Consider the following 21,404-nt stretch of genomic DNA (forward strand, 5'->3'; position numbering starts at 1 on the left):
TTTAACCATATAACCAAAGTTATGTTCGGATCTTATAACAGATCGCTTCATTCTCGGCGTGGGTATGACAAAATAGCGGTTTTGTGTTGGCTTGTGGAGTCGCTCGTGCAGGATCGCAATTTCGATGACATTGCTGAAAAGTTTTCGCGCAATATTTACGGCACCACAAAAGGCCAGCTGCGCCAGGCGATCCTCTGGCAGGATCTGGAGCCGCTGCTGGCGCAGCTGGGGCCGGGGCCGCTGAGGGTACTGGATGCCGGCGGCGGCGAAGGGCAAACGGCCATTAAAGTGGCGCAACTGGGCCATCACGTGACGCTGTGCGATCTCTCCGCTGAAATGGTGGCCCGCGCCCGCCAGGCTGCTGTCGATAAAGGTGTGATCGACAACATGCATTTTGTACAATGCGCGGCTCAGGATATTGCGCAGCACTTGGAAAGCCCGGTCGATCTGGTACTGTTTCATGCGGTGCTGGAGTGGGTGGCGGAGCCCCAGGCGGTGCTGCGTACCCTGTGGTCGACGCTGCGTCCTGGCGGCGGCTTGTCGTTGATGTTCTACAATGCTAACGGCCTGCTGATGCACAATATGGTTGCCGGTAATTTCGATTACGTACAACTGGGCATGCCAAAAAAGAAAAAACGCACGCTGTCGCCGGACTATCCGCGTGAGCCGCAGCAGGTTTATCACTGGCTGGAAGAGATTGGCTGGCAGATTGTCAGCAAAACCGGCGTGCGGGTGTTTCATGATTATCTGCGTGAAAAACGCCAACAGCATGACAGCTATGCGGCGCTGCTGGAGCTGGAGACGCGCTACTGTCGTCAGGAGCCGTACCTCAGCCTGGGCCGTTATATTCATGTCACCGCGCTTAAGAGCCAGGCTCATAGCCGCAGATGCAAGGATAAAGTATGAGTGAATTTTCCCAGACAGTCCCCGAACTGGTTGCCTGGGCCAGGAAAAATGATTTTTCTATCTCGCTGCCGGTCGACAGACTCTCTTTCCTGCTGGCGATCGCCACCCTGAATGGCGAACGGCTGGAAGGGGAAATGAGCGAGGGAGAACTGGTGGATGCGTTCCGCCACGTGAGTGATGCGTTTGAGCAGACCAGCGAAACCATCAGCCAGCGCGCCAATAACGCCATCAACGATTTGGTGCGCCAGCGTCTGCTGAACCGCTTTACCAGCGAAATTACCGAAGGCAATGCAATCTATCGTCTGACGCCGTTGGGGATCGGGATCACCGATTATTATATCCGGCAGCGCGAATTTTCGACGCTGCGTCTCTCGATGCAGTTGTCGATCGTCGCCGGCGAGCTGAAGCGCGCGGCGGATGCCGCGGAAGAGGGCGGCGATGAGTTTCACTGGCATCGCAACGTTTTTGCCCCGCTGAAGTATTCGGTAGCGGAAATTTTCGACAGCATCGACCTGACGCAGCGCATCATGGATGAGCAGCAGCAGCTGGTGAAAGACGATATCGCGCAGCTGTTGAACAAAGACTGGCGCGCGGCGATTTCCAGCTGTGAACTGTTGCTGTCGGAAACCTCCGGCACCCTGCGTGAACTGCAGGATACGCTGGATGCGGCAGGGGATAAGCTGCAGGCGAATCTGCTGCGCATTCAGGATTCGACCATGGCGCGCGACGATCTCCATTTTGTCGACCGGCTGGTGTTCGACCTGCAAAGCAAGCTGGACCGCATCGTCAGCTGGGGCCAACAGGCGATTGACCTGTGGATCGGCTATGACCGCCACGTGCACAAGTTTATCCGTACCGCTATCGATATGGATAAGAACCGCGTCTTCGCCCAGCGTCTGCGCCAGTCGGTACAGACCTATTTTGATGAGCCGTGGGCGCTGACTTACGCCAACGCCGACCGTCTGCTGGATATGCGCGACGAGGAGATGGCCCTGCGCGATGAAGAGGTCACCGGCGAGCTACCGGCGGACCTCGAATTTGAAGAGTTTAACGAAATTCGCGAGCAGCTGGCGGCGCTGATCGAAGCGCAGCTGGCGGTCTATAAAGAGAAAGGAATACCGCTGGATCTCGGCCTGGTGGCGCGGGAGTTCCTGGCGCAGTATCCGCGCGGGCGTCACTTCGACGTGGCGCGGATCGTCGTGGATCAGGCGGTACAGCTGGGCGTCGCCCAGGCAGATTTCACCGGACTGCCAGCCAAATGGCAGCCGATTAATGATTACGGAGCCAAGGTACAGGCGCATGTCATTGACAAATATTGAACAAGTGATGCCGGTTAAGTTGGCGCAGGCGTTAGCCAATCCGTTATTTCCGGCGCTGGACAGCGCCTTGCGCGCGGGCCGACATATCGGCCTCGACGAGCTGGATAATCACGCATTTTTGATGGACTTCCAGGATTATCTGGAAGAGTTTTACGCTCGCTATAACGTCGAGCTGATCCGCGCGCCGGAGGGGTTTTTCTACCTGCGCCCGCGTTCCACAACCCTGATTTCACGCTCGGTGCTGTCCGAACTGGATATGATGGTGGGCAAAATTCTTTGCTATCTCTATCTCAGCCCGGAGCGCCTGGCAAACGAAGGAATTTTCACCCAGCAGGAGCTGTATGACGAGCTGCTGACCCTGGCGGATGAAGCCAGGCTGCTGAAGCTGGTCAACAACCGTTCCACCGGTTCGGATCTGGACCGTCAGAAGCTGCAGGAAAAAATGCGCGCGTCGCTAAACCGCCTGCGCCGTCTGGGGATGGTGTGGTTTATGGGCCACGACAGCAGTAAGTTCCGCATTACCGAATCGGTATTCCGCTTTGGCGCCGATGTACGCGCCGGCGACGACCCGCGCGAGGCGCAGCGCCGCCTGATCCGCGACGGGGAAGCGATGGCCCTGGAAAATCACCTGCAGCTCAATGATGAGAATGAAGAGAACCAGCCGGATAGCGGGGAGGAAGAGTAATGATTGAACGCGGTAAGTTTCGCTCGCTGACGCTGGTTAACTGGAACGGCTTCTTTGCCCGGACCTTTGATCTTGATGAACTGGTCACCACCCTCTCCGGGGGGAACGGCGCCGGTAAGTCGACGACCATGGCGGCCTTCGTCACGGCGCTGATCCCCGATTTAACCCTGCTGCACTTCCGTAACACCACCGAAGCGGGGGCCACCAGCGGCTCACGCGATAAAGGCCTGCACGGTAAGCTGCGCGCCGGCGTCTGTTACTCAGTGCTCGACGTTATCAACTCCCGCCATCAGCGCGTGGTGGTCGGCGTGCGCCTGCAGCAGGTTGCCGGGCGCGATCGCAAAGTCGATATCAAGCCTTTCGCCATTCAGGGGCTGCCCACCTCTATCCTGCCGACCCAGCTGTTAACCGAAACGCTGAACGATCGCCAGGCGCGCGTAGTCAGTCTCAATGAGCTGAAAGACAAGCTCGAGGCGATGGAAGGGGTCCAGTTTAAGCAGTTCAACTCGATCACCGAGTATCATTCGCTGATGTTCGATCTGGGCGTGGTGGCGCGCCGTCTGCGTTCCGCCTCCGATCGAAGTAAATATTATCGCCTGATCGAGGCCTCGCTGTACGGCGGGATCTCCAGCACCATTACCCGCTCGCTGCGCGACTACCTGTTGCCGGAAAACAGCGGCGTGCGTAAGGCATTCCAGGATATGGAAGCGGCGCTGCGGGAAAACCGCATGACTCTCGAGGCGATCCGCGTCACCCAGTCCGATCGCGATCTGTTCAAACATCTGATTAGCGAAGCCACCAACTACGTGGCGGCGGACTATATGCGTCACGCCAACGAGCGGCGTATTCATCTTGATAAGGCGCTGGAGTATCGTCGCGATCTGTTTACCTCGCGTTCGCAACTGGCGGCGGAGCAGTATAAGCACGTCGACATGGCGCGCGAGCTGCAGGAGCATAACGGCGCAGAAGGCGATCTGGAAGCGGATTACCAGGCCGCCAGCGATCACCTGAACCTGGTGCAGACCGCGCTGCGTCAGCAGGAAAAAATCGAGCGCTACGAAGCGGATCTCGACGAGCTGCAGATCCGTCTGGAAGAGCAGAACGAAGTGGTGGCGGAAGCCATCGATCGCCAGGAAGAGAACGAAGCCCGCGCCGAGGCCGCCGAGCTGGAAGTGGATGAGCTGAAAAACCAGCTCGCCGACTATCAGCAGGCGCTTGACGTGCAGCAGACCCGAGCCATTCAGTATCACCAGGCGCTGCAGGCGCTGGAGCGCGCGAAGGCGCTGTGCCATCTGCCGGACCTGACGCCGGAGAGCGCCGACGAGTGGCTGGAAACCTTCCAGGCGAAAGAGCAGGAAGCGACGGAGAAAATGCTGTCGCTGGAACAGAAAATGAGCGTGGCGCAAACCGCGCACAGCCAGTTTGAACAGGCCTACCAGCTGGTGGCGGCGATTAACGGCCCGCTGGCGCGCAATGAAGCTTGGGACGTGGCGCGCGAATTGCTGCGCGACGGCGTGAACCAGCGCCACCAGGCCGAGCAGGCGCAGGGGCTGCGCAGCCGCCTCAACGAGCTGGAGCAGCGCCTGCGCGAGCAGCAGGACGCCGAGCGCCAGCTGGCTGAGTTCTGCAAACGCCAGGGCAAACGCTACGATATCGACGATCTGGAAACGCTGCATCAGGAGCTGGAAGCGCGCATCGCTTCGCTGGCCGACAGCGTTTCTAACGCTCAGGAACAGCGCATGACCCTGCGCCAGGAGCTGGAGCAGCTGCAGTCGCGCACTCAGACGCTGATGCGCCGGGCGCCGGTCTGGCTGGCGGCGCAGAATAGCCTTAACCAGCTGTGCGAGCAGAGCGGCGAGCAGTTTGAGTCCGGCCAGGAGGTTACCGAATACCTGCAGCAGCTGCTGGAGCGCGAGCGCGAAGCTATCGTTGAACGTGACGAGGTCGGCGCCCGCAAGCGCGCCATCGACGAAGAAATCGAGCGTCTCAGCCAGCCGGGCGGTTCGGAAGATCCGCGCCTCAACGCGCTGGCGGAACGGTTCGGCGGCGTTCTGCTGTCCGAGATCTACGATGATGTTAGCCTTGACGATGCGCCGTACTTCTCCGCGCTGTACGGTCCGTCGCGCCATGCCATCGTGGTGCCGGATCTGTCGCAGGTTGCCGAGCAGCTTGAAGGGCTGGAGGATTGTCCGGAAGATCTCTATCTGATCGAAGGCGATCCGCAGTCCTTTGACGATAGCGTATTCAGCGTGGACGAGCTGGAAAAAGCGGTGGTGGTGAAGATTGCCGACCGCCAGTGGCGTTATTCGCGCTTCCCGTCGCTGCCGCTGTTTGGCCGCGCCGCGCGTGAAAACCGCATTGAAACCCTGCATGCCGAGCGTGAATCGCTGTCCGAGCGTTTTGCGACCCTGTCGTTTGACGTGCAGAAAACACAGCGTTTGCATCAGGCTTTTAGCCGCTTCATCGGCAGCCATCTGGCGGTGGCCTTCGAGGACGATCCGGAAGAAGAGATCCGCAAACTCAACAGCCGCCGCGGCGAGCTGGAGCGCGCGCTGAGCGCCCATGAAAGCGATAACCAACAGAACCGCGTGCAGTATGAGCAGGCGAAAGAGGGCGTGTCGGCGCTTAACCGCCTGCTGCCGCGCCTGAATCTGCTGGCGGATGATACGCTGGCCGACCGCGTGGACGAGATCCAGGAACGTCTGGATGAAGCGCAGGAGGCCGCGCGCTTTATTCAGCAGCACGGCAATCAGTTTGCGAAGCTGGAGCCTATTGTTTCGGTGCTGCAGAGCGATCCGGAGCAGTTTGAGCAGCTGAAAGAAGATTACGCCTATGCGCAGCAGACCCAGCGCGATGCGCGCCAGCAGGCTTTTGCCCTGGCGGAAGTCGTCCAGCGCCGGGCCCACTTCAGCTACTCCGATTCGGCGGAAATGCTCAGCGGCAACAGCGATCTCAACGAGAAGCTGCGCCAGCGTCTGGAGCAGGCGGAAACCGAACGCAGCCGCGCGCGCGACGCGATGCGTGCCCATGCGGCGCAGCTTAGCCAGTACAATCAGGTGCTGGCCTCGCTGAAGAGCTCGTATGACACCAAGAAAGAGCTGCTTAACGATCTGTATAAAGAGCTGCAGGACATTGGCGTACGCGCCGATGCCGGCGCGGAAGAGCGGGCCCGTGCGCGTCGCGATGAGCTGCACATGCAACTGAGCAATAACCGCTCCCGTCGCAATCAGCTGGAGAAAGCATTGACCTTCTGCGAAGCGGAAATGGACAACCTGACCCGCAAACTGCGCAAGTTAGAGCGCGATTATTGCGAAATGCGCGAGCAGGTGGTGACCGCCAAGGCAGGCTGGTGCGCGGTGATGCGCCTGGTGAAAGACAACGGCGTCGAGCGTCGTCTGCACCGCCGCGAGCTGGCCTATCTTTCCGCCGACGAGCTGCGCTCCATGTCGGATAAGGCGCTCGGTGCGCTGCGTCTGGCGGTCGCTGATAACGAACATCTGCGCGACGTGCTGCGTATCTCGGAAGATCCGAAGCGTCCGGAGCGCAAAATTCAGTTCTTCGTTGCCGTCTACCAGCATCTGCGCGAGCGTATCCGCCAGGATATTATCCGCACCGATGATCCGGTGGAAGCGATCGAGCAGATGGAGATTGAGCTCAGCCGCCTGACCGAAGAGCTAACAAACCGCGAACAGAAGCTGGCCATCAGCTCCCGCAGCGTGGCCAACATTATTCGCAAAACCATTCAGCGTGAGCAGAATCGTATCCGGATGCTCAATCAGGGATTGCAGAGCGTCTCCTTCGGCCAGGTCAACAGCGTGCGTCTGAACGTCAATGTGCGTGAGACCCATTCGATGCTGCTCGATGTGCTCTCCGAGCAGCATGAACAGCATCAGGATCTCTTCAACAGCAACCGCCTGACCTTCTCGGAAGCGCTGGCTAAGCTCTATCAGCGCCTGAATCCCCAGATCGACATGGGGCAGCGCACGCCGCAAACCATCGGTGAAGAGCTGCTCGACTACCGCAACTATCTGGAGATGGAAGTGGAGGTTAACCGCGGCTCCGACGGCTGGCTGCGCGCGGAGTCCGGCGCGCTGTCCACCGGGGAAGCGATCGGTACCGGGATGTCGATTCTGGTGATGGTCGTCCAGAGCTGGGAAGATGAATCCCGCCGCCTGCGCGGCAAGGATATCTCGCCTTGCCGTCTGCTGTTCCTCGATGAAGCGGCGCGTCTCGATGCCCGCTCCATCGCCACGCTGTTCGAGCTGTGCGAACGTCTGGAGATGCAGCTGATTATCGCGGCGCCGGAGAACATCAGTCCGGAGAAAGGCACCACCTATAAACTGGTGCGTAAAGTGTTCAATAATCACGAACACGTCCACGTGGTGGGGCTGCGCGGGTTTGCCGCGCCGCTGCCGGAAGCGCTGCCGGGAACGGCCGACGCCTCCTGAGGCTGCGGCTACATTCTGGCGGATAAGCGGTGAAGAGGGCAACGTTAAGTTGCCCTTTTTTTCTATCCAGCCCGGCATGCCAGGGTGGTATAATCTTTAAACTTCTTTACATTAGGTAAGGCAAAAGCCTTTTCGTCTTTATATACTGAAAAAGAGCCCCAATTTTGTGGGCTGCAATGTGTGACAACAGGGGGCAAGGGATGTTGCTAAAGAAACGGTATGGTCGTCCATTGTCAGCGCTCAGCCTGAGCCTGGCACTGGCATTTGCTCCGCTGTTCAATGTCCAGGCCGAAGAGCCTGAAGTCGTACCCGGCGACAGTTCCGCGACGCCCGCTGAGGTCTCTGTCGCGCTGGCGCAAAGCGATGGGCAATCGCCGGCGGTCGCGAAGCTGGCCGGTGAGCAGCCGCTGTCGATGGCGACGGCGGCAAACAGTCGCGCCCAGATCGAGGCGCTGTTGCCGGCAGGGTATAAACCCGTCTTTATGAATCCGCTGGTGTCGCTGTACGCCGCCAGGGATATGAAACCGATGTGGGAAAACCGCGAGGCGGTGCAGGCGTTCCAGCAGCAGCTGGCGGAGATCGCCATCGCCGGTTTTCAGCCGCAGTTTACCACCTGGGTCAGTCTGCTGACCGATCCCGCCGTCAGCGGCATGGCGCGCGATGTGGTGCTGTCGGACGCCATGATGGGCTATCTGCACTTTATCAGCGGCATCCCCACCCAGGGGACCCGCTGGTTGTACAGTTCAACGCCGTACAAGATGGCGACCCCGCCACTGTCGGTGATTAACCAGTGGCAGCTGGCGCTGGACAATGGCTCCCTGCCGGCGTTTATCGCCGGCCTGGCGCCGCATCATCCGCAGTATGAAGCCATGCATCAGTCGCTGCTGGCGCTGGTGGCTGATTCTCGCCCGTGGCCGCAGATGACCGGCAGCGGCTCGCTGCGCCCCGGCGAATGGAGCAATGATATCGGTGCCCTGCGCGAGATCCTCCAGCGTACCGGGATGCTGGACAATACCGCCAATATCGTTCTGCCTGGCGATGTGGTGAGCCCGTCGGCGAAGAAAAAGAGCAAACCCGCGGCGCGCGGCGTGTACGATCGCCAGCTGGTGGAGGGGGTTAAGCGCTTCCAGGCGATGCAGGGGCTGGGGGCGGATGGCGTCATCGGCCAGTCGACTCGCGACTGGCTCAACGTCTCTTCCGCGCAGCGCGCAGGGGTGCTGGCCCTGAACATTCAGCGTTTACGCTTACTGCCGGGCAAACTATCCACCGGCATTATGGTCAATATTCCGGCGTTCTCGCTGGTCTATTACCAGGACGGCAGCCAGGTGCTGGCCTCGCGGGTGATTGTGGGGCGTCCAGACCGCAAAACGCCAATGATGAGCAGCGCGCTGAATAACGTGGTGGTCAATCCGCCGTGGAACGTGCCGCCAACCCTGGCGCGCAAAGATATCCTGCCGAAGGTGCGTAACAATCCAGGCTATCTGGAGCAGCATGGCTACACCGTGATGCGCGGCTGGAACAGTAAAGAGACCATCGATCCTTATCGGGTTGACTGGTCGACCATCACCGAGAACAACTTACCGTTCCGCTTCCAGCAGGCGCCCGGGGCGCGTAACTCGCTCGGACGCTACAAGTTCAATATGCCGAGCTCCGATGCCATCTACCTGCACGATACGCCGAACCATAATCTGTTCCAGAAGGATGTTCGTGCGCTCAGTTCCGGCTGTGTGAGGGTGAATAAGGCTTCGGAGCTGGCCAATATGCTGCTGCAGGATGCGGGCTGGAATGACTCGCGTATTTCTGATGCCCTGAAGCAAGGGGACACGCGCTATGTCAATATTCGGCAAAATATACCGGTGAATTTATATTACTTAACGGCGTTTGTGGACGCTGATGGACGTACACAATATCGAACAGATATTTACAATTACGATATCACCGCGCGATCCAGCGCACAAATTCTGACGAAAGCTGAACAATTAATCAGGTAAATGAAGTAGTTCAATGGATTTTGTTGTCCTAGCACTGGGTAAAAAAGGGCGCTGCTCCTCTGCAGCGCCCGATTTTCCTGGGGTGAGGCTGCCTTGACGTTGGCAATAATGCCCGGTAAGGTGCCTTTCGTGCGCCAGAAGTGCATATACATATCATTCCGCTCAATGCGTGGCGCGGTCAGCGCGAACGCTCTCTTTTGCCGGGCTGCATCAAGGCTGTGGCGAGCGATGGCGTGCTGAGGTTCTGCATCGCGCAAGGCGGAAAAAGTATATAACGATTCATTGACTGTAGACCTGATTATCATGGACAAATTTGACGCTAATCGCCGCAGATTGCTGGCGTTGGGTGGTGCTGCGCTGGGTGCTGCCGCCATTCTCCCTGCGCCGGCATTTGCCACCCTCTCGACCCCCCGTCCGCGTATTTTGACGCTGAATAACCTGCATACTGGTGAATCACTCAAGGCGGAGTTTTTCGATGGCAGAGGCTATATTCAGGATGAATTAGCAAGACTTAACCATTTTTTCCGTGATTACCGCGCGAATAAAATTAAGTCCATCGATCCAAATCTGTTCGATCATCTTTATCGGTTGCAGGGACTACTTGGCACCAACAAACCTGTCCAGCTTATCTCTGGCTATCGTTCCCTCGATACCAATGATGAGCTTCGCGCACGAAGCCGTGGTGTAGCAAAACACAGCTATCACACCAAGGGGCAGGCAATGGATTTCCATATCGAAGGTATTTCGTTAAGCAATATTCGCAAAGCGGCGTTATCTATGCGCGCAGGTGGTGTAGGATATTACCCACGTAGTAACTTTGTGCATATTGATACCGGTCCCGTAAGGCACTGGTAACGAAAGGAGCGTCATGAACTATCGTATTATTCCGGTTACCGCGTTCGCGCAGAACTGTTCTCTTATCTGGTGCGAACAAACCCGGCTGGCGGCGCTGGTCGATCCTGGCGGCGATGCTGAACGTATCAAAGCGGTGGTGACGGAGGCTGGCGTCACGCTGATGCAGATTCTGCTGACGCATGGCCACCTCGATCACGTCGGCGCCGCTGCGGAACTGGCGGAGCATTATGGCGTGCCGGTTATTGGTCCGGAAAAAGAAGATGAGTTCTGGCTGGAAGGCTTACCGGCGCAAAGCCGGATGTTCGGCCTGGAGGATTGCCAGCCGCTGCGTCCGGATCGCTGGCTTAATGAAGGCGACGTGGTTAATGTGGGGAATGTGGCGCTGCGGGTGCTGCACTGCCCAGGCCATACTCCTGGTCATGTGGTCTTCTTTGATGACGCTTCCCGACTGCTCATTTCCGGGGATGTGATTTTCAAAGGCGGGGTGGGGCGCAGTGATTTTCCACGCGGCGACCATGGGCAGCTGATCGCGGCCATTAAGGATAAGCTGTTGCCGTTGGGCGATGACGTGACCTTTATTCCCGGCCATGGTCCGCTGTCGACGCTGGGTGAGGAACGCCGCAACAACCCGTTCCTGCAGGATGAGATGCCGGTCTGGTAACCCTCCTGACGCGAACATAAAAAGGCCGCATTCGCGGCCTTTTTCTTGATATCGAATAATATTGCTTACAGCACGGCGACGATGGCTTCGCACAGCGGCGCCATGTTGTCAGGCGTCATGCCGGCCACGTTGATACGGCCGGACGCGACCGCATAAATGGCGAACTCTTCACGCAGACGCAGCACCTGCTCTTTCGTCAGGCCGCTGAACGAGAACATACCGTTCTGTTTGCTGATAAAGCTGAAGTCGCGGCTCGCGCCTTTCTCCTGCAGGGTGTTGACGAACAGCAGTCGCATGCGCTGAATGCGCTGGCGCATATCGGTCAGCTCCTGCTCCCAGATCGCCCTCAGCGCATCGTTGCTCAGAATGGTCGCCACCACGGACGCGCCGTGCGCAGGCGGGTTGGAGTAGTTAGCGCGGATCACCGACTTCATCTGGCTGAATGCGCGGTCTACAGTCTCCTGATCGGCGGCGACCAGAGTGCAGGCGCCGACGCGCTCGTTGTACAGGCCAAAGTTTTTCGAGTAGGAGCTGGCGACCAGCAGCTCTTTATGCAGAGCAGCAAAGGCGCGCAACCCTTCAGCATCTTCTTCCAGGCCGCGGGCGAAGCCCTGATAGGCGAAATCGAACAGCGGCAGCCAGCCTTTCTCGACCGACAGCTGCGCCAGCGTCTGCCACTGATCGAGCGTGGGATCGATACCGGTCGGGTTGTGGCAGCAGCCGTGGAACAGTACCACGTCGCCCGCCTGGGCTTCGTTCAGGCTGGCAAGCAGACCATCAAAGTCCAGCGCGTGGTTAGCCGCGTCGTAGTAGGCATATTCACGCACTTCCAGCCCGGCGGAGGTAAACACACTCTTATGGTTTGGCCAGCTCGGGTTGCTTACCCACACGCGTTTCACGTCGGTGTTTTTGGCGAGGAAGTCTGCGGCGACGCGCAGTGCACCGGTACCGCCCGGGGTCTGCGCGGTGCGGGCGCGTTTATCGGCGATAATCGCATTGCCTTTACCGAACAGCAGCTCCTGGGTGCAGCGACCAAATTCAGGAATACCATCGATGCCCAGATAGTTTTTAGTCGTTTCATTTTCCAGCAGGTACTGCTCTGCTTTTTTGACGCTGGTCAGAACGGGGGTTTTACCAGTTTCATCCTTGTAAACACCAATTCCGAGGTTAATCTTTTCAGGGCGGTCATCGGCACGAAACAGATCGGCCAGACCTAAAATCGGGTCGGCTGGGGCGGCGGTAATGTTCTCAAACATGACGAGGTTCCATTGTGATTACTGAAGGGAAATCCGCTATCAGGTTAACGGGAGAACAACGAATTGCCAACCGTTTGCGACAAAAAGCGCGAAGGTTTTCGAAAGATACGATCTTTGCCTCACGAATAGAGAAAAGCAGGACCGAAGTCCTGCTCTGAAGGCATATCACGAAGGGGTGTACTGCAAATTAGAACTGGTAAACGATACCCACGGCCGCCTGGTCGTCGGTCGCTACGCCAGCTTCACGCGTATAAGCGTTGTCGTCCAGTTGGTTGAACTTGTACGCCGCATAGACGTTCATGTTTTTGTTGAAGTAGTACCAGGTACCCACTTCGACGTATTTAACCAGATCCGCATCGCCGCCGGAGAAGCCGCCGCGCGCCTGCAGGTCTTTGCCTTTGGTCTGTACGTAGCCGATGGACGGACGCAGGCCGAAGTCGAACTGATACTGTACAACGGCTTCGAAGTTCTGGGTTTTGCCAGCGAAGTAGTTACCCTGGTTTTCCGGGGTCATGTTGTAAGTCTGGGAGTACATGACGGCCGCGTAAACGTTGTTGGCGTCATATTTTGCAGAGGTTGCCCAGGCTTCGGCTTTGTCGCCATTGCCGTCAGCTTTCTGATCTACGCTACGGTTGGAACCGGAGTAGCCAGCAGACAGCGCAATACCGTTGTCGAACGCGTAGGTCGCCGCGGTGCTGAAGCCGTCGCCATTCTGCTTGTGAATCGAACGGTCGTGGTCGTTTTTACCCTGGTACTGCAGCGCGAAGCTCAGGCCGTCAACCAGACCGAAGAAGTCAGAGTTACGGTAGGTTGCCACGCCGTTGGTACGGCCGGTCATGTAGTTGTCGGTGTAGTTCCAGCCGTCGCCGCCCCATTCAACCAGCATATCGGTTGCTGCTTCGACGTCGTAGATTGCGCCGTAGTTACGGCCGTAGTCGAATGAACCATACTCGCCCGCTTTCAGACCTGCGAACGCCAGACGGGTTTTGGTCGGCTGGGAACCTTCAACGTTGGAGGCGTCCATGTTGTATTCCCACTGACCGTAGCCGGTCAGCTGATCGTTGATCTGAGTTTCGCCTTTCAGGCCGATACGGGCGTAGGTGGTATCGTCGCTGCTGGTGTCGCCATTGGTGGTCCAGACGTGCTCGCCGACCATTTTTCCATAGAAGTCCAGTTTGTTGCCGTTTTTGTTATAGATTTCTGCAGCGTTAGCTGCACCGGCTACCAGCAGGGCAGGGATCACCACTGCCAGAATATTGCGCTTCATCATTATTTATTACCCTCATTAATATTTTTTATATGAACACGTGCCACTGCCGTCAATAAGTTCTGTCAATAAAAACTTACAGAACCATTGATGAGAGTTTGGTGTCTGAAGGCATCTTTCCATCCGCGACAACGTTTCGCTAGCCGGAAAATGCTACTAATATCTCATATGAGTAACAAAACGAAAAAACATGTAACTAAATATGTATTTTTGGGAACTTTGTGAACTTAATCAAAATTCCGTTCCACATGGTGAGGTAAATCGCCCTTCCATATCTATCTATATGAAATATTTATGATTAATTTGGATAAAGGTAAATTTGCTCATTTTATGTGTTGAATTCGCCTTCTTTTTATTCAGCCTTTGTCTTGGCAAGATGTGCGGCGTATGGTTAAAAAATGAGCAAATTAATCAGGGGTTTTGCTCTGTTATGAACAAAAAGTGCGATCTGTATCACCAGGATGCACCGAAACAGTGCGTAACATAAATGTGAATTCGAGGCCTTGATGTTTAAGTTTGTTGAATTTTGATAACAGTAATTGACATAAAAAAAGGCCAGCTTGCGCTGGCCTTTCAGGTTTATGTCAGAAAAATTTAGAATGTCGCGTTGCGCGGGGTCCGCGGGAACGGAATGACATCGCGGACGTTCTGCACGCCGGTCACGTAGGCGATCAGACGCTCGAAGCCCAGGCCAAAGCCGGAGTGTGGAACGGTGCCATAGCGGCGCAGATCGCGATACCACCAGTAGTCTTCTTTATTCAGGCCCATCTCGGCCATACGCGCGTCAAGCACGTCGAGGCGCTCTTCACGTTGGGAACCACCGATGATCTCGCCAATACCCGGCGCCAGGACGTCCATTGCCGCGACGGTTTTACCGTCTTCGTTAAGGCGCATGTAGAACGCCTTAATATCTTTCGGGTAGTTTTTCACCACCACCGGCGCTTTGAAGTGTTCTTCAGCCAGGTAACGTTCGTGCTCGGAGGAGAGATCCACGCCCCAGTACACCGGGTTCTCGAATTGCTTGCCGCAGTTTTCCAGAATGGTGACGGCGTCGGTATAATCCACCTGCGCAAAATCAGCGGTGATAAAGCGCTGCAGACGGTCGATAGCGTCTTTATCAACGCGCTCGGCGAAGAACTGCATGTCGTCCGCGCGCTCTTCCAGTACCGCTTTAAAGACGTACTTGAGCATCGCTTCCGCCAGGCCGGCAACATCGTTCAGATTGGCGAAGGCCACTTCCGGCTCCAGCATCCAGAACTCCGCCAGGTGGCGGCTGGTGTTGGAGTTTTCCGCGCGGAAGGTCGGGCCGAAGGTGTAAATCTTCGACAGCGCGCAGGCATAGGTCTCGCCATTCAGCTGGCCGGAAACGGTCAGGAACGACTCTTTACCGAAGAAGTCTTTGTCGAAATCGACTTTGCCCTGATCGTTACGCGGCAGGTTTTCCAGATCCAGCGTCGACACGCGGAACATTTCGCCAGCGCCTTCGGTATCGGAGGCGGTGATCAGCGGGGTGGAGACCCAGAAGAAGCCCTGCTCATCAAAGAAGCGATGCAGCGCCTGCGCCAGGGTGTGACGCACGCGGGCAACCGCGCCGATCAGGTTGGTGCGCGGACGCAGGTGGGCCACTTCACGCAGATACTCGATGCTGTGGCGCTTGGCCGCCATCGGATAAGTGTCCGGGTCTTCCACCCAGCCGGTCACTTCCACGTTGGTCGCCTGGATCTCAAAGCTCTGACCCTGGCCCTGGGAAGCCACGACTTTACCGGTGACAATCACCGAGCAACCGGTGGTCAGACGCAGCACTTCCTGATTGTAATTGGGCAGAGAATTATTAATAACGGCCTGTACAGGATCAAAGCAGGAACCGTCATAGACGGCGAGGAATGAAAAGCCAGCTTTTGAATCTCGGCGGGTACGCACCCATCCGCGGACCGTGACTTCGCTGTCAACGGCAACGCGGCCCTGGAGTACGTCGGCTACAGGCACAACGCTCATAATAATCTCTCTATATAGTCCAATAAAAAAGTCTCTTCCCCCTACAGCGGGGGGGATATCTATGTTACCTGTCATCTTCCATCAGACAAGTAGATTTCGCATCATAAGCGGATAATTCGGCAATAAATAATAAAGAAAAAGGAGCCTGAAAGGCTCCTTAAGAAAATTAGCTCGCTTTTTTAATCGGCGGCAGGTCGAACGCTTCGCGCAGGGCGCGGACGAAGGCCTTATCGTGGCAGATGGTTTTCCCCGGGCTGTCGGAGAGTTTCGCCACCGGCTTGCCGTTACATTCCACCAGCTTAATCACGATATTGAGCGGTTTAACCTGCGGCAGATCGCAGGTTAAACGGGTGCCGATCCCAAAGCTCAGCTTCACCCGCGAGGCGAAGTGGCGATACAGGTCGACGGCTTTCGCCAGATCGAGATTATCGGAGAAGACCAGCACTTTGCTCAGCGGATCGATGCCCAGCTTCTGATAATGGGCGATGGCTTTTTCACCCCATTCCACCGGGTCGCCGGAGTCGTGGCGCAAACCCTGATAGCGGGTGGCGAACTCCGGACCGAAATCGCGCAGGAACGCATCCATGGTGATGCAGTCGGTCAGTGCGATGCCCAGTTGGTCAGGATACTCTTCCAGCCAGGCGGCGAGGGCCGCCCGCTGGCTGCTGGCCAGGTTCGGGCTGATCTGCTGATGAGCCTGGAACCACTCATGGGCCTGGGTGCCCATCGGGGTTAAGTTGAGACGGCGCGCCAGATCGTAGTTGCTGGTGCCAACAAACCATGGCTCCTGCTGCAGGCGTTGCACAATGGCTTCCTGCACCTCGCGTGAAAAACGACGGCGGGTGCCGAAATCCATCAGGCGGAAGGCGCTCATATCGAGGTCAGCGGTCATGGTGGCGAAGTCGCCTAGCTTATGTTCAAGCGCGTTTAGCGCTTGTTCCACGCCCGTCTCGGGTGAACGGTAGCGATGGACCAGCTCGCTTATCACCGCCAGCAGGGGGACTTCCCACATGATGGCTTCCCGCCACGGGCCGGTGAGGCGAATGTTCAGCTTGCCGTTGTCATTGGTGACCGTGACCTGGCGTGGGTCATAGCGAAAATCGCGCAGCCAGTCGAGGTAATCCTGGCGAAAAAAAGGAAGGGTGGACAGCCAGCGATATTCATCATCCCGCAGCCTCAGGTCGCGCATGGACTCCACCTGCTCGCGGATCGCGTCGGCATAGATGCCGAGCAGGTCGTCTCCGCGGCAGCGAAACTCCGCCGCCACATGTACATCGCCGTAGCGGTGGAAGACAGCCTGCTGCATGTGCAGCTTGTAGGCATCCGTATCAAGCAGCGAGTGCAGTACAGGAGAAGTGAATTGTGTCATGGTGCGCAGTAGCATCCTCTCACTGGAGCGTTCCATCGAAACCAACGCGGAAAAAGGAGGCGGAGTATACCTTTATTACCCGGCTCTGTCCCGCGATGGCGAGCAATGGCGACGCTGACGGTCATTTGCGAGGCCTAGTTTAATATATTGAACATGGATCACACCACAAGCTTTGCGTCGGGTCGAGGGCATTTCGTGCCGCGAGTGTTAACAAAATGTAGCGATTTCCGTGTTTCACGTTGAAAAGATGAAGATTCTGCATAGCGCGATTGACACAACGGGAATAGACTGGGACGACACTTTACCGAAGATGCGAAAGGTTTTTTATGACACAACAGCCCCAAGCCAAATACCGCCACGACTATCGTGCGCCGGAGTATCTGATTAGCGATATCGATTTGACCTTTGACCTGGATGCCGCAAAAACCGTTGTTACGGCCGAGAGCAAGGTCTCCCGCCACGCGGCAGCGTCTGATGTGCCATTGCGCCTGGACGGCGAAGATCTGACTCTGATTTCGCTGCAGGTGAACGGACAGCCGTGGAGCGACTATAAAGAAGAAAACAATCAGCTGGTGATCGGCGGCCTGCCGGAGCATTTCACCCTGACCATCGTCAATGAGATCAGCCCGGCGGCGAACACCGCGCTGGAAGGCCTGTATCAGTCAGGCGAAGCGCTGTGCACCCAGTGTGAAGCGGAAGGTTTCCGCCACATCACCTGGTATCTGGACCGTCCGGACGTGCTGGCGCGCTTTACCACCAAAATTATCGCCGATAAAGCCAAATATCCGTTCCTGCTCTCCAACGGCAACCGTATGGCGGAAGGGGAACTGGAGAACGGTCGTCACTGGGTACAGTGGCAGGATCCATTCCCGAAACCGTGCTACCTGTTTGCGCTGGTGGCCGGTGATTTCGACGTCCTGCGCGACACTTTTACCACCCGCTCCGGGCGTGAAGTGGCGCTGGAGCTGTACGTCGATCGCGGCAATCTCGACCGCGCGCCGTGGGCGATGACCTCGCTGAAAAACTCCATGAAATGGGATGAGGAGCGCTTTGGCCTCGAGTATGACCTCGACATCTATATGATTGTCGCCGTCGACTTCTTCAATATGGGCGCGATGGAAAACAAAGGGCTGAACGTCTTTAACTCCAAATATGTCCTGGCGCGGACCGATACCGCCACCGATAAAGACTACCTTGATATTGAGCGGGTAATTGGTCATGAGTATTTCCATAACTGGACCGGCAACCGCGTTACCTGCCGCGACTGGTTCCAGCTCAGCCTGAAAGAGGGGCTGACCGTGTTCCGCGATCAGGAGTTCAGCTCCGACCTCGGCTCGCGGGCGGTGAACCGCATCAACAACGTGCGCACTATGCGCGGGCTGCAGTTTGCCGAAGACGCCAGCCCGATGGCGCACCCGATCCGCCCGGATATGGTTATCGAGATGAACAACTTCTACACCCTGACGGTCTACGAAAAGGGCGCCGAAGTGATCCGCATGCTGCACACTCTGCTGGGTGAAGAAAACTTCCAGAAAGGGATGCAGCTCTATTTTGAACGTCATGACGGCAGCGCCGCCACCTGCGACGATTTCGTCCAGGCGATGGAAGATGCCTCGAACGTCGATCTGTCGCACTTCCGCCGCTGGTACAGCCAGTCCGGTACGCCGATCGTCACCGTCCATGACGACTATAACCCGGAAACCGAGCAGTATACGCTCACCATCAGCCAGCGCACGCCGCCGACCGCCGAGCAGGCTGAGAAACAACCGCTGCATATTCCGTTTGCCATCGAGCTGTACGATAACGAAGGTAAGGTGATCCCCCTGCAGAAGGGCGGCCATCCGCTGCACCCGGTGCTTAATGTGACTCAGGCTGAGCAGACCTTCGTCTTTGATAATGTCTATTTCCAGCCGGTACCGGCCCTGCTGTGCGAGTTTTCAGCACCGGTGAAACTGGAATACAAGTGGAGCGATCAGCAGCTCACCTTCCTGATGCGCCATGCGCGGAATGATTTCTCGCGCTGGGATGCGGCGCAGAGCCTGCTGGCGACCTACATCAAGCTGAACGTTAACCGTCATCAGCAGGGACAGCCGCTGTCGCTGCCGGTGCACGTGGCGGACGCCTTCCGCGCGATTCTGCTCGACGAGAAGATTGACCCGGCGCTGGCCGCCGAGATCTTAACCCTGCCGTCGGCCAACGAAATCGCCGAGATGTTCGCCATTATCGATCCTATCGCCATCGCCACCGTGCGCGAGGCGCTCACCCGCACCCTGGCGAACGAGCTGGCGGACGAATTCCTCGCGGTATATAACGCCAATAAGCTCGACAGCTACCGGGTGGAGCATGCCGATATCGGTAAGCGCGCCCTGCGCAATACCTGCCTGCGCTATCTGGCGTTCGCAGAACCGACGCTGGGCGATAAGCTGGTGGCGGCGCAGTATCACCAGGCGGATAACATGACCGACGCGCTGGCCGCGCTGTCGGCGGCGGTTGCCGCTGAGCTGCCGTGCCGCGATGCGCTGATGCAGGAGTATGACGACAAATGGCATCAGGACGGCCTGGTGATGGACAAGTGGTTTATCCTGCAGTCCACCAGCCCGGCGGCCAATGTGGTCGAAACGGTACGCGGTCTGCTGAACCATCGTTCGTTCAGCATGAGCAACCCGAACCGCGTGCGGTCGCTCATCGGCGCTTTCGCAAGCAGCAACCCGGCGGCGTTCCATGCGGAAGACGGCAGCGGCTACCAGTTCCTGGTGGAGATGCTGACCGAGCTTAACCAGCGCAACCCGCAGGTCGCATCGCGACTGATTGAGCCGTTGATTCGCCTGAAGCGTTACGATGAGAAACGCCAGGCGCTGATGCGCGCCGCGCTGGAGCAGCTGAAGGGTCTGAAGGATCTCTCCGGCGATCTGTACGAGAAAATCAGTAAGGCGCTGGCGTAACGGTGGCAAAATCCCCGGTTGCGCTCTCGCTTACCGGGGCTACAGCGCTGTGCGATTTGGTAGCCCGGCCGAGCGAAGCGCGGGCCGGGGACATGTCGGATGACGATATGCCCCCGTTCTGACAGCAGACCGTCAATCCGGTCAGCCATGACTAAATAAACGCGGCACGCTCTCGCTCTTGCCGCGTTTCATCACCCGATCCAGCACCTCCGCCTCCAGCTCGGCCAGCTTCGCCGAACCGGTGCGCCGCGGTCGCGGAATATCCACGTTCAAATCGAGACCGATCTTCTTCTCTTCAATTAACAGCACCCGGTCGGCCATCGCCACCGCTTCGCTGACGTCGTGGGTCACCAGCAGGACCGTAAAGCCATGCTCCTGCCACAGGGAGACGATCAGCTCCTGCATCTCCAGACGGGTAAGGGCGTCCAGCGCCCCCAGCGGCTCGTCCAGCAATAGCAGGCGCGGGCGATGGATCAGGGCGCGGGCCAGCGCAACGCGCTGCTTTTGCCCGCCCGACAGCGCCGCCGGCCACTCCTGGGCGCGGCTCTCGAGTCCGACGCTGGCCAGTGCCTGCAGGGCGGCTTCGCGCCAGGCGCCTTTTAACCCCAGCCCCACGTTATCAATCACCGTTTTCCACGGCAGCAGGCGTGCATCCTGAAACATCATCCGGGTGTCGTCCTGGATCGCCGCCAGCGGCGTTGCGCCCGCCAGCAGCTCGCCAGCGTTCGGGGTTTCCAGGCCCGCCAGCAGGCGCAGCAGGGTACTTTTGCCGCCGCCGCTGCGGCCCACCACCGCCACAAACTGGCCGCTGGGGATATGCAGATCCAGCTCGTTAAGAATGGTGTTGTCGCCATAGCGTTTAGTCACCCCGTTCAGCAGCAGCGGGATACCTGGGTTTAGACGGGCAGTGTTCATGCGTTCGCCTCCTGAAGATGATACGCCGGGTTCCAGCGCAGCCAGAGCCGCTCCAGCAGCTGGGCGCTGACGTCGGCCAGTTTGCCAAGAATGGCGTAAAGAATGATGGCGACCACCACCACGTCGGTTTGCAGAAATTCACGCGCATTCATCGCCAGGTAGCCGATACCGGCGTTCGCCGAGATGGTTTCGGCGACAATAAGCGTCAGCCACATCAGACCGAGGGCGAAACGCACGCCGACCATAATCGAGGGTAGGGCGCCGGGTAAAATCACGTGACGGAAAAGAGCAAAGCCGGATAAACCATAGCTGCGCGCCATCTCCACCAGTCCACGGTCGATATTGCGGATCCCGTGCCAGGTGTTGATATAGATCGGGAACAGGGTGCCCAGCGATACGAGGAAGATCTTGGCGGTCTCATCGATGCCGAACCACAAGATCACCAGCGGGATCAGCGCCAGATGCGGCACATTGCGCAGCATCTGGATCGACGTGTCCAGCAGGCGCTCGCCCCAGCGTGACAGACCGCTGATCAAGCCGAGCACCAGCCCAATGGAGCCGCCGATGGCGAAGCCGACCAGCGCCCGCCACGAGCTAATGGCCAGATGCTGCCACAGCTCACCGCTGGCCGAGAGGGTCCAGAACGCTTTCAATACGCCCTCCGGCGAGGGCAGCACCCGCGTCGACAGCCAGCCGACGGACGAGGCCAGCTGCCAGACAATGACCGTTCCCACCGGCAGCAGCCAGGGGGCGAGGCGTAATAACAGGGGATGGGTTGATTTTGCCATCACGACC

At 57.9% G+C, this 21,404-nt stretch carries 14 protein-coding genes; 8 read left to right on the forward strand and 6 right to left on the reverse strand.

The window, feature by feature from the left end; all coding sequences use genetic code 11:
• Window positions 1-105 precede the first annotated feature (105 nt).
• From cmoM to ABLV64_RS24070, 7 genes are all read left to right on the forward strand, one after another.
• Entirely contained in the window at window positions 106-906 is an 801-nt protein-coding gene (cmoM, locus tag ABLV64_RS24040) for a tRNA uridine 5-oxyacetic acid(34) methyltransferase CmoM (protein WP_017899447.1), read from the forward strand.
• Window positions 903-2,225: a chromosome partition protein MukF gene (mukF, locus tag ABLV64_RS24045; protein WP_002898189.1), complete on the forward strand. Its 1,323-nt coding sequence runs from the start codon at window positions 903-905 to the stop codon at window positions 2,223-2,225. Before cmoM ends, mukF begins: the two co-directional genes overlap by 4 nt.
• The gene (gene mukE / locus ABLV64_RS24050; protein ID WP_032735144.1) at window positions 2,206-2,910 is read left to right on the forward strand and encodes a chromosome partition protein MukE; all 705 of its coding nucleotides are present in this window, start codon (window positions 2,206-2,208) and stop codon (window positions 2,908-2,910) included. Before mukF ends, mukE begins: the two co-directional genes overlap by 20 nt.
• Window positions 2,910-7,358 (forward strand): chromosome partition protein MukB, encoded by a 4,449-nt coding sequence (gene mukB / locus ABLV64_RS24055; RefSeq protein ID WP_348843079.1) that lies wholly within the window; start codon window positions 2,910-2,912, stop codon window positions 7,356-7,358. The genes mukE and mukB overlap by 1 nt, the downstream gene beginning before the upstream one ends.
• A 200-nt stretch (window positions 7,359-7,558) precedes the next feature.
• Complete coding sequence (ldtD, locus tag ABLV64_RS24060) at window positions 7,559-9,349, forward strand: L,D-transpeptidase (protein ID WP_004201402.1); 1,791 nt, start codon at window positions 7,559-7,561, stop codon at window positions 9,347-9,349.
• 303 nt (window positions 9,350-9,652) lie between these two features.
• On the forward strand, window positions 9,653-10,204 hold the full coding sequence (locus ABLV64_RS24065; protein ID WP_004201403.1) for a YcbK family protein: 552 nt from the start codon (window positions 9,653-9,655) through the stop codon (window positions 10,202-10,204).
• Window positions 10,205-10,217: 13 nt separating this feature from the next.
• Window positions 10,218-10,865, forward strand: coding sequence for an MBL fold metallo-hydrolase (locus ABLV64_RS24070; protein ID WP_004201404.1), 648 nt, complete (start codon window positions 10,218-10,220; stop codon window positions 10,863-10,865).
• Between the two features lie 65 nt (window positions 10,866-10,930).
• Here the strand turns inward: ABLV64_RS24070 and ABLV64_RS24075 are convergent, their stop codons facing one another.
• The 4 genes from ABLV64_RS24075 to pncB form a co-directional block, all read right to left on the reverse strand.
• A complete protein-coding gene (locus ABLV64_RS24075) occupies window positions 10,931-12,121 on the reverse strand; it encodes an amino acid aminotransferase (protein WP_017899450.1) in 1,191 nt (396 codons plus the stop codon).
• Between the two features lie 187 nt (window positions 12,122-12,308).
• Window positions 12,309-13,391 carry a porin OmpK35 gene (gene ompK35, locus ABLV64_RS24080; RefSeq protein ID WP_004201406.1) on the reverse strand — a complete coding sequence of 361 codons (1,083 nt, stop codon included), beginning with the start codon at window positions 13,389-13,391 and terminating at the stop codon, window positions 12,309-12,311.
• A gap of 591 nt (window positions 13,392-13,982) precedes the next feature.
• A complete protein-coding gene (gene asnS / locus ABLV64_RS24085; RefSeq protein WP_017899452.1) occupies window positions 13,983-15,383 on the reverse strand; it encodes an asparagine--tRNA ligase in 1,401 nt (466 codons plus the stop codon).
• 166 nt (window positions 15,384-15,549) lie between these two features.
• The gene (pncB, locus tag ABLV64_RS24090; RefSeq protein WP_004201408.1) at window positions 15,550-16,752 is read right to left on the reverse strand and encodes a nicotinate phosphoribosyltransferase; all 1,203 of its coding nucleotides are present in this window, start codon (window positions 16,750-16,752) and stop codon (window positions 15,550-15,552) included.
• 326 nt (window positions 16,753-17,078) lie between these two features.
• On the opposite strand from pncB, the gene pepN reads away from it, so the two are divergent.
• Window positions 17,079-19,694 carry an aminopeptidase N gene (gene pepN, locus ABLV64_RS24095; protein WP_017899454.1) on the forward strand — a complete coding sequence of 872 codons (2,616 nt, stop codon included), beginning with the start codon at window positions 17,079-17,081 and terminating at the stop codon, window positions 19,692-19,694.
• Between the two features lie 141 nt (window positions 19,695-19,835).
• Here pepN and ssuB read toward each other — a convergent pair whose 3' ends face one another.
• Both ssuB and ssuC read right to left on the reverse strand, forming a co-directional pair.
• Window positions 19,836-20,609, reverse strand: coding sequence for an aliphatic sulfonates ABC transporter ATP-binding protein (gene ssuB / locus ABLV64_RS24100; protein ID WP_004201411.1), 774 nt, complete (start codon window positions 20,607-20,609; stop codon window positions 19,836-19,838).
• A complete protein-coding gene (gene ssuC / locus ABLV64_RS24105) occupies window positions 20,606-21,397 on the reverse strand; it encodes an aliphatic sulfonate ABC transporter permease SsuC (RefSeq protein WP_004201413.1) in 792 nt (263 codons plus the stop codon). The genes ssuB and ssuC overlap by 4 nt, the downstream gene beginning before the upstream one ends.
• Window positions 21,398-21,404: the final 7 nt, after the last annotated feature.

Origin of the sequence: Klebsiella sp. JB_Kp031 (assembly GCF_040064295.1) — a bacterium.
In the GTDB taxonomy this organism is placed as follows: Bacteria; Pseudomonadota; Gammaproteobacteria; order Enterobacterales; family Enterobacteriaceae; genus Klebsiella; species Klebsiella quasipneumoniae.

Coding starts and splice junctions, on each gene's coding strand:
- mukF (WP_002898189.1), top strand. CDS start 903: ATGAGTGAATTTTCCCAGACAGTCCCCGAACTGGTTGCCTGGGCCAGG.
- mukE (WP_032735144.1), top strand. CDS start 2,206: ATGTCATTGACAAATATTGAACAAGTGATGCCGGTTAAGTTGGCGCAG.
- mukB (WP_348843079.1), top strand. CDS start 2,910: ATGATTGAACGCGGTAAGTTTCGCTCGCTGACGCTGGTTAACTGGAAC.
- ldtD (WP_004201402.1), top strand. CDS start 7,559: ATGTTGCTAAAGAAACGGTATGGTCGTCCATTGTCAGCGCTCAGCCTG.
- ABLV64_RS24065 (WP_004201403.1), top strand. CDS start 9,653: ATGGACAAATTTGACGCTAATCGCCGCAGATTGCTGGCGTTGGGTGGT.
- ABLV64_RS24070 (WP_004201404.1), top strand. CDS start 10,218: ATGAACTATCGTATTATTCCGGTTACCGCGTTCGCGCAGAACTGTTCT.
- ABLV64_RS24075 (WP_017899450.1), bottom strand. CDS start 12,121: ATGTTTGAGAACATTACCGCCGCCCCAGCCGACCCGATTTTAGGTCTG.
- ompK35 (WP_004201406.1), bottom strand. CDS start 13,391: ATGATGAAGCGCAATATTCTGGCAGTGGTGATCCCTGCCCTGCTGGTA.
- asnS (WP_017899452.1), bottom strand. CDS start 15,383: ATGAGCGTTGTGCCTGTAGCCGACGTACTCCAGGGCCGCGTTGCCGTT.
- pncB (WP_004201408.1), bottom strand. CDS start 16,752: ATGACACAATTCACTTCTCCTGTACTGCACTCGCTGCTTGATACGGAT.
- pepN (WP_017899454.1), top strand. CDS start 17,079: ATGACACAACAGCCCCAAGCCAAATACCGCCACGACTATCGTGCGCCG.
- ssuB (WP_004201411.1), bottom strand. CDS start 20,609: ATGAACACTGCCCGTCTAAACCCAGGTATCCCGCTGCTGCTGAACGGG.
- ssuC (WP_004201413.1), bottom strand. CDS start 21,397: ATGGCAAAATCAACCCATCCCCTGTTATTACGCCTCGCCCCCTGGCTG.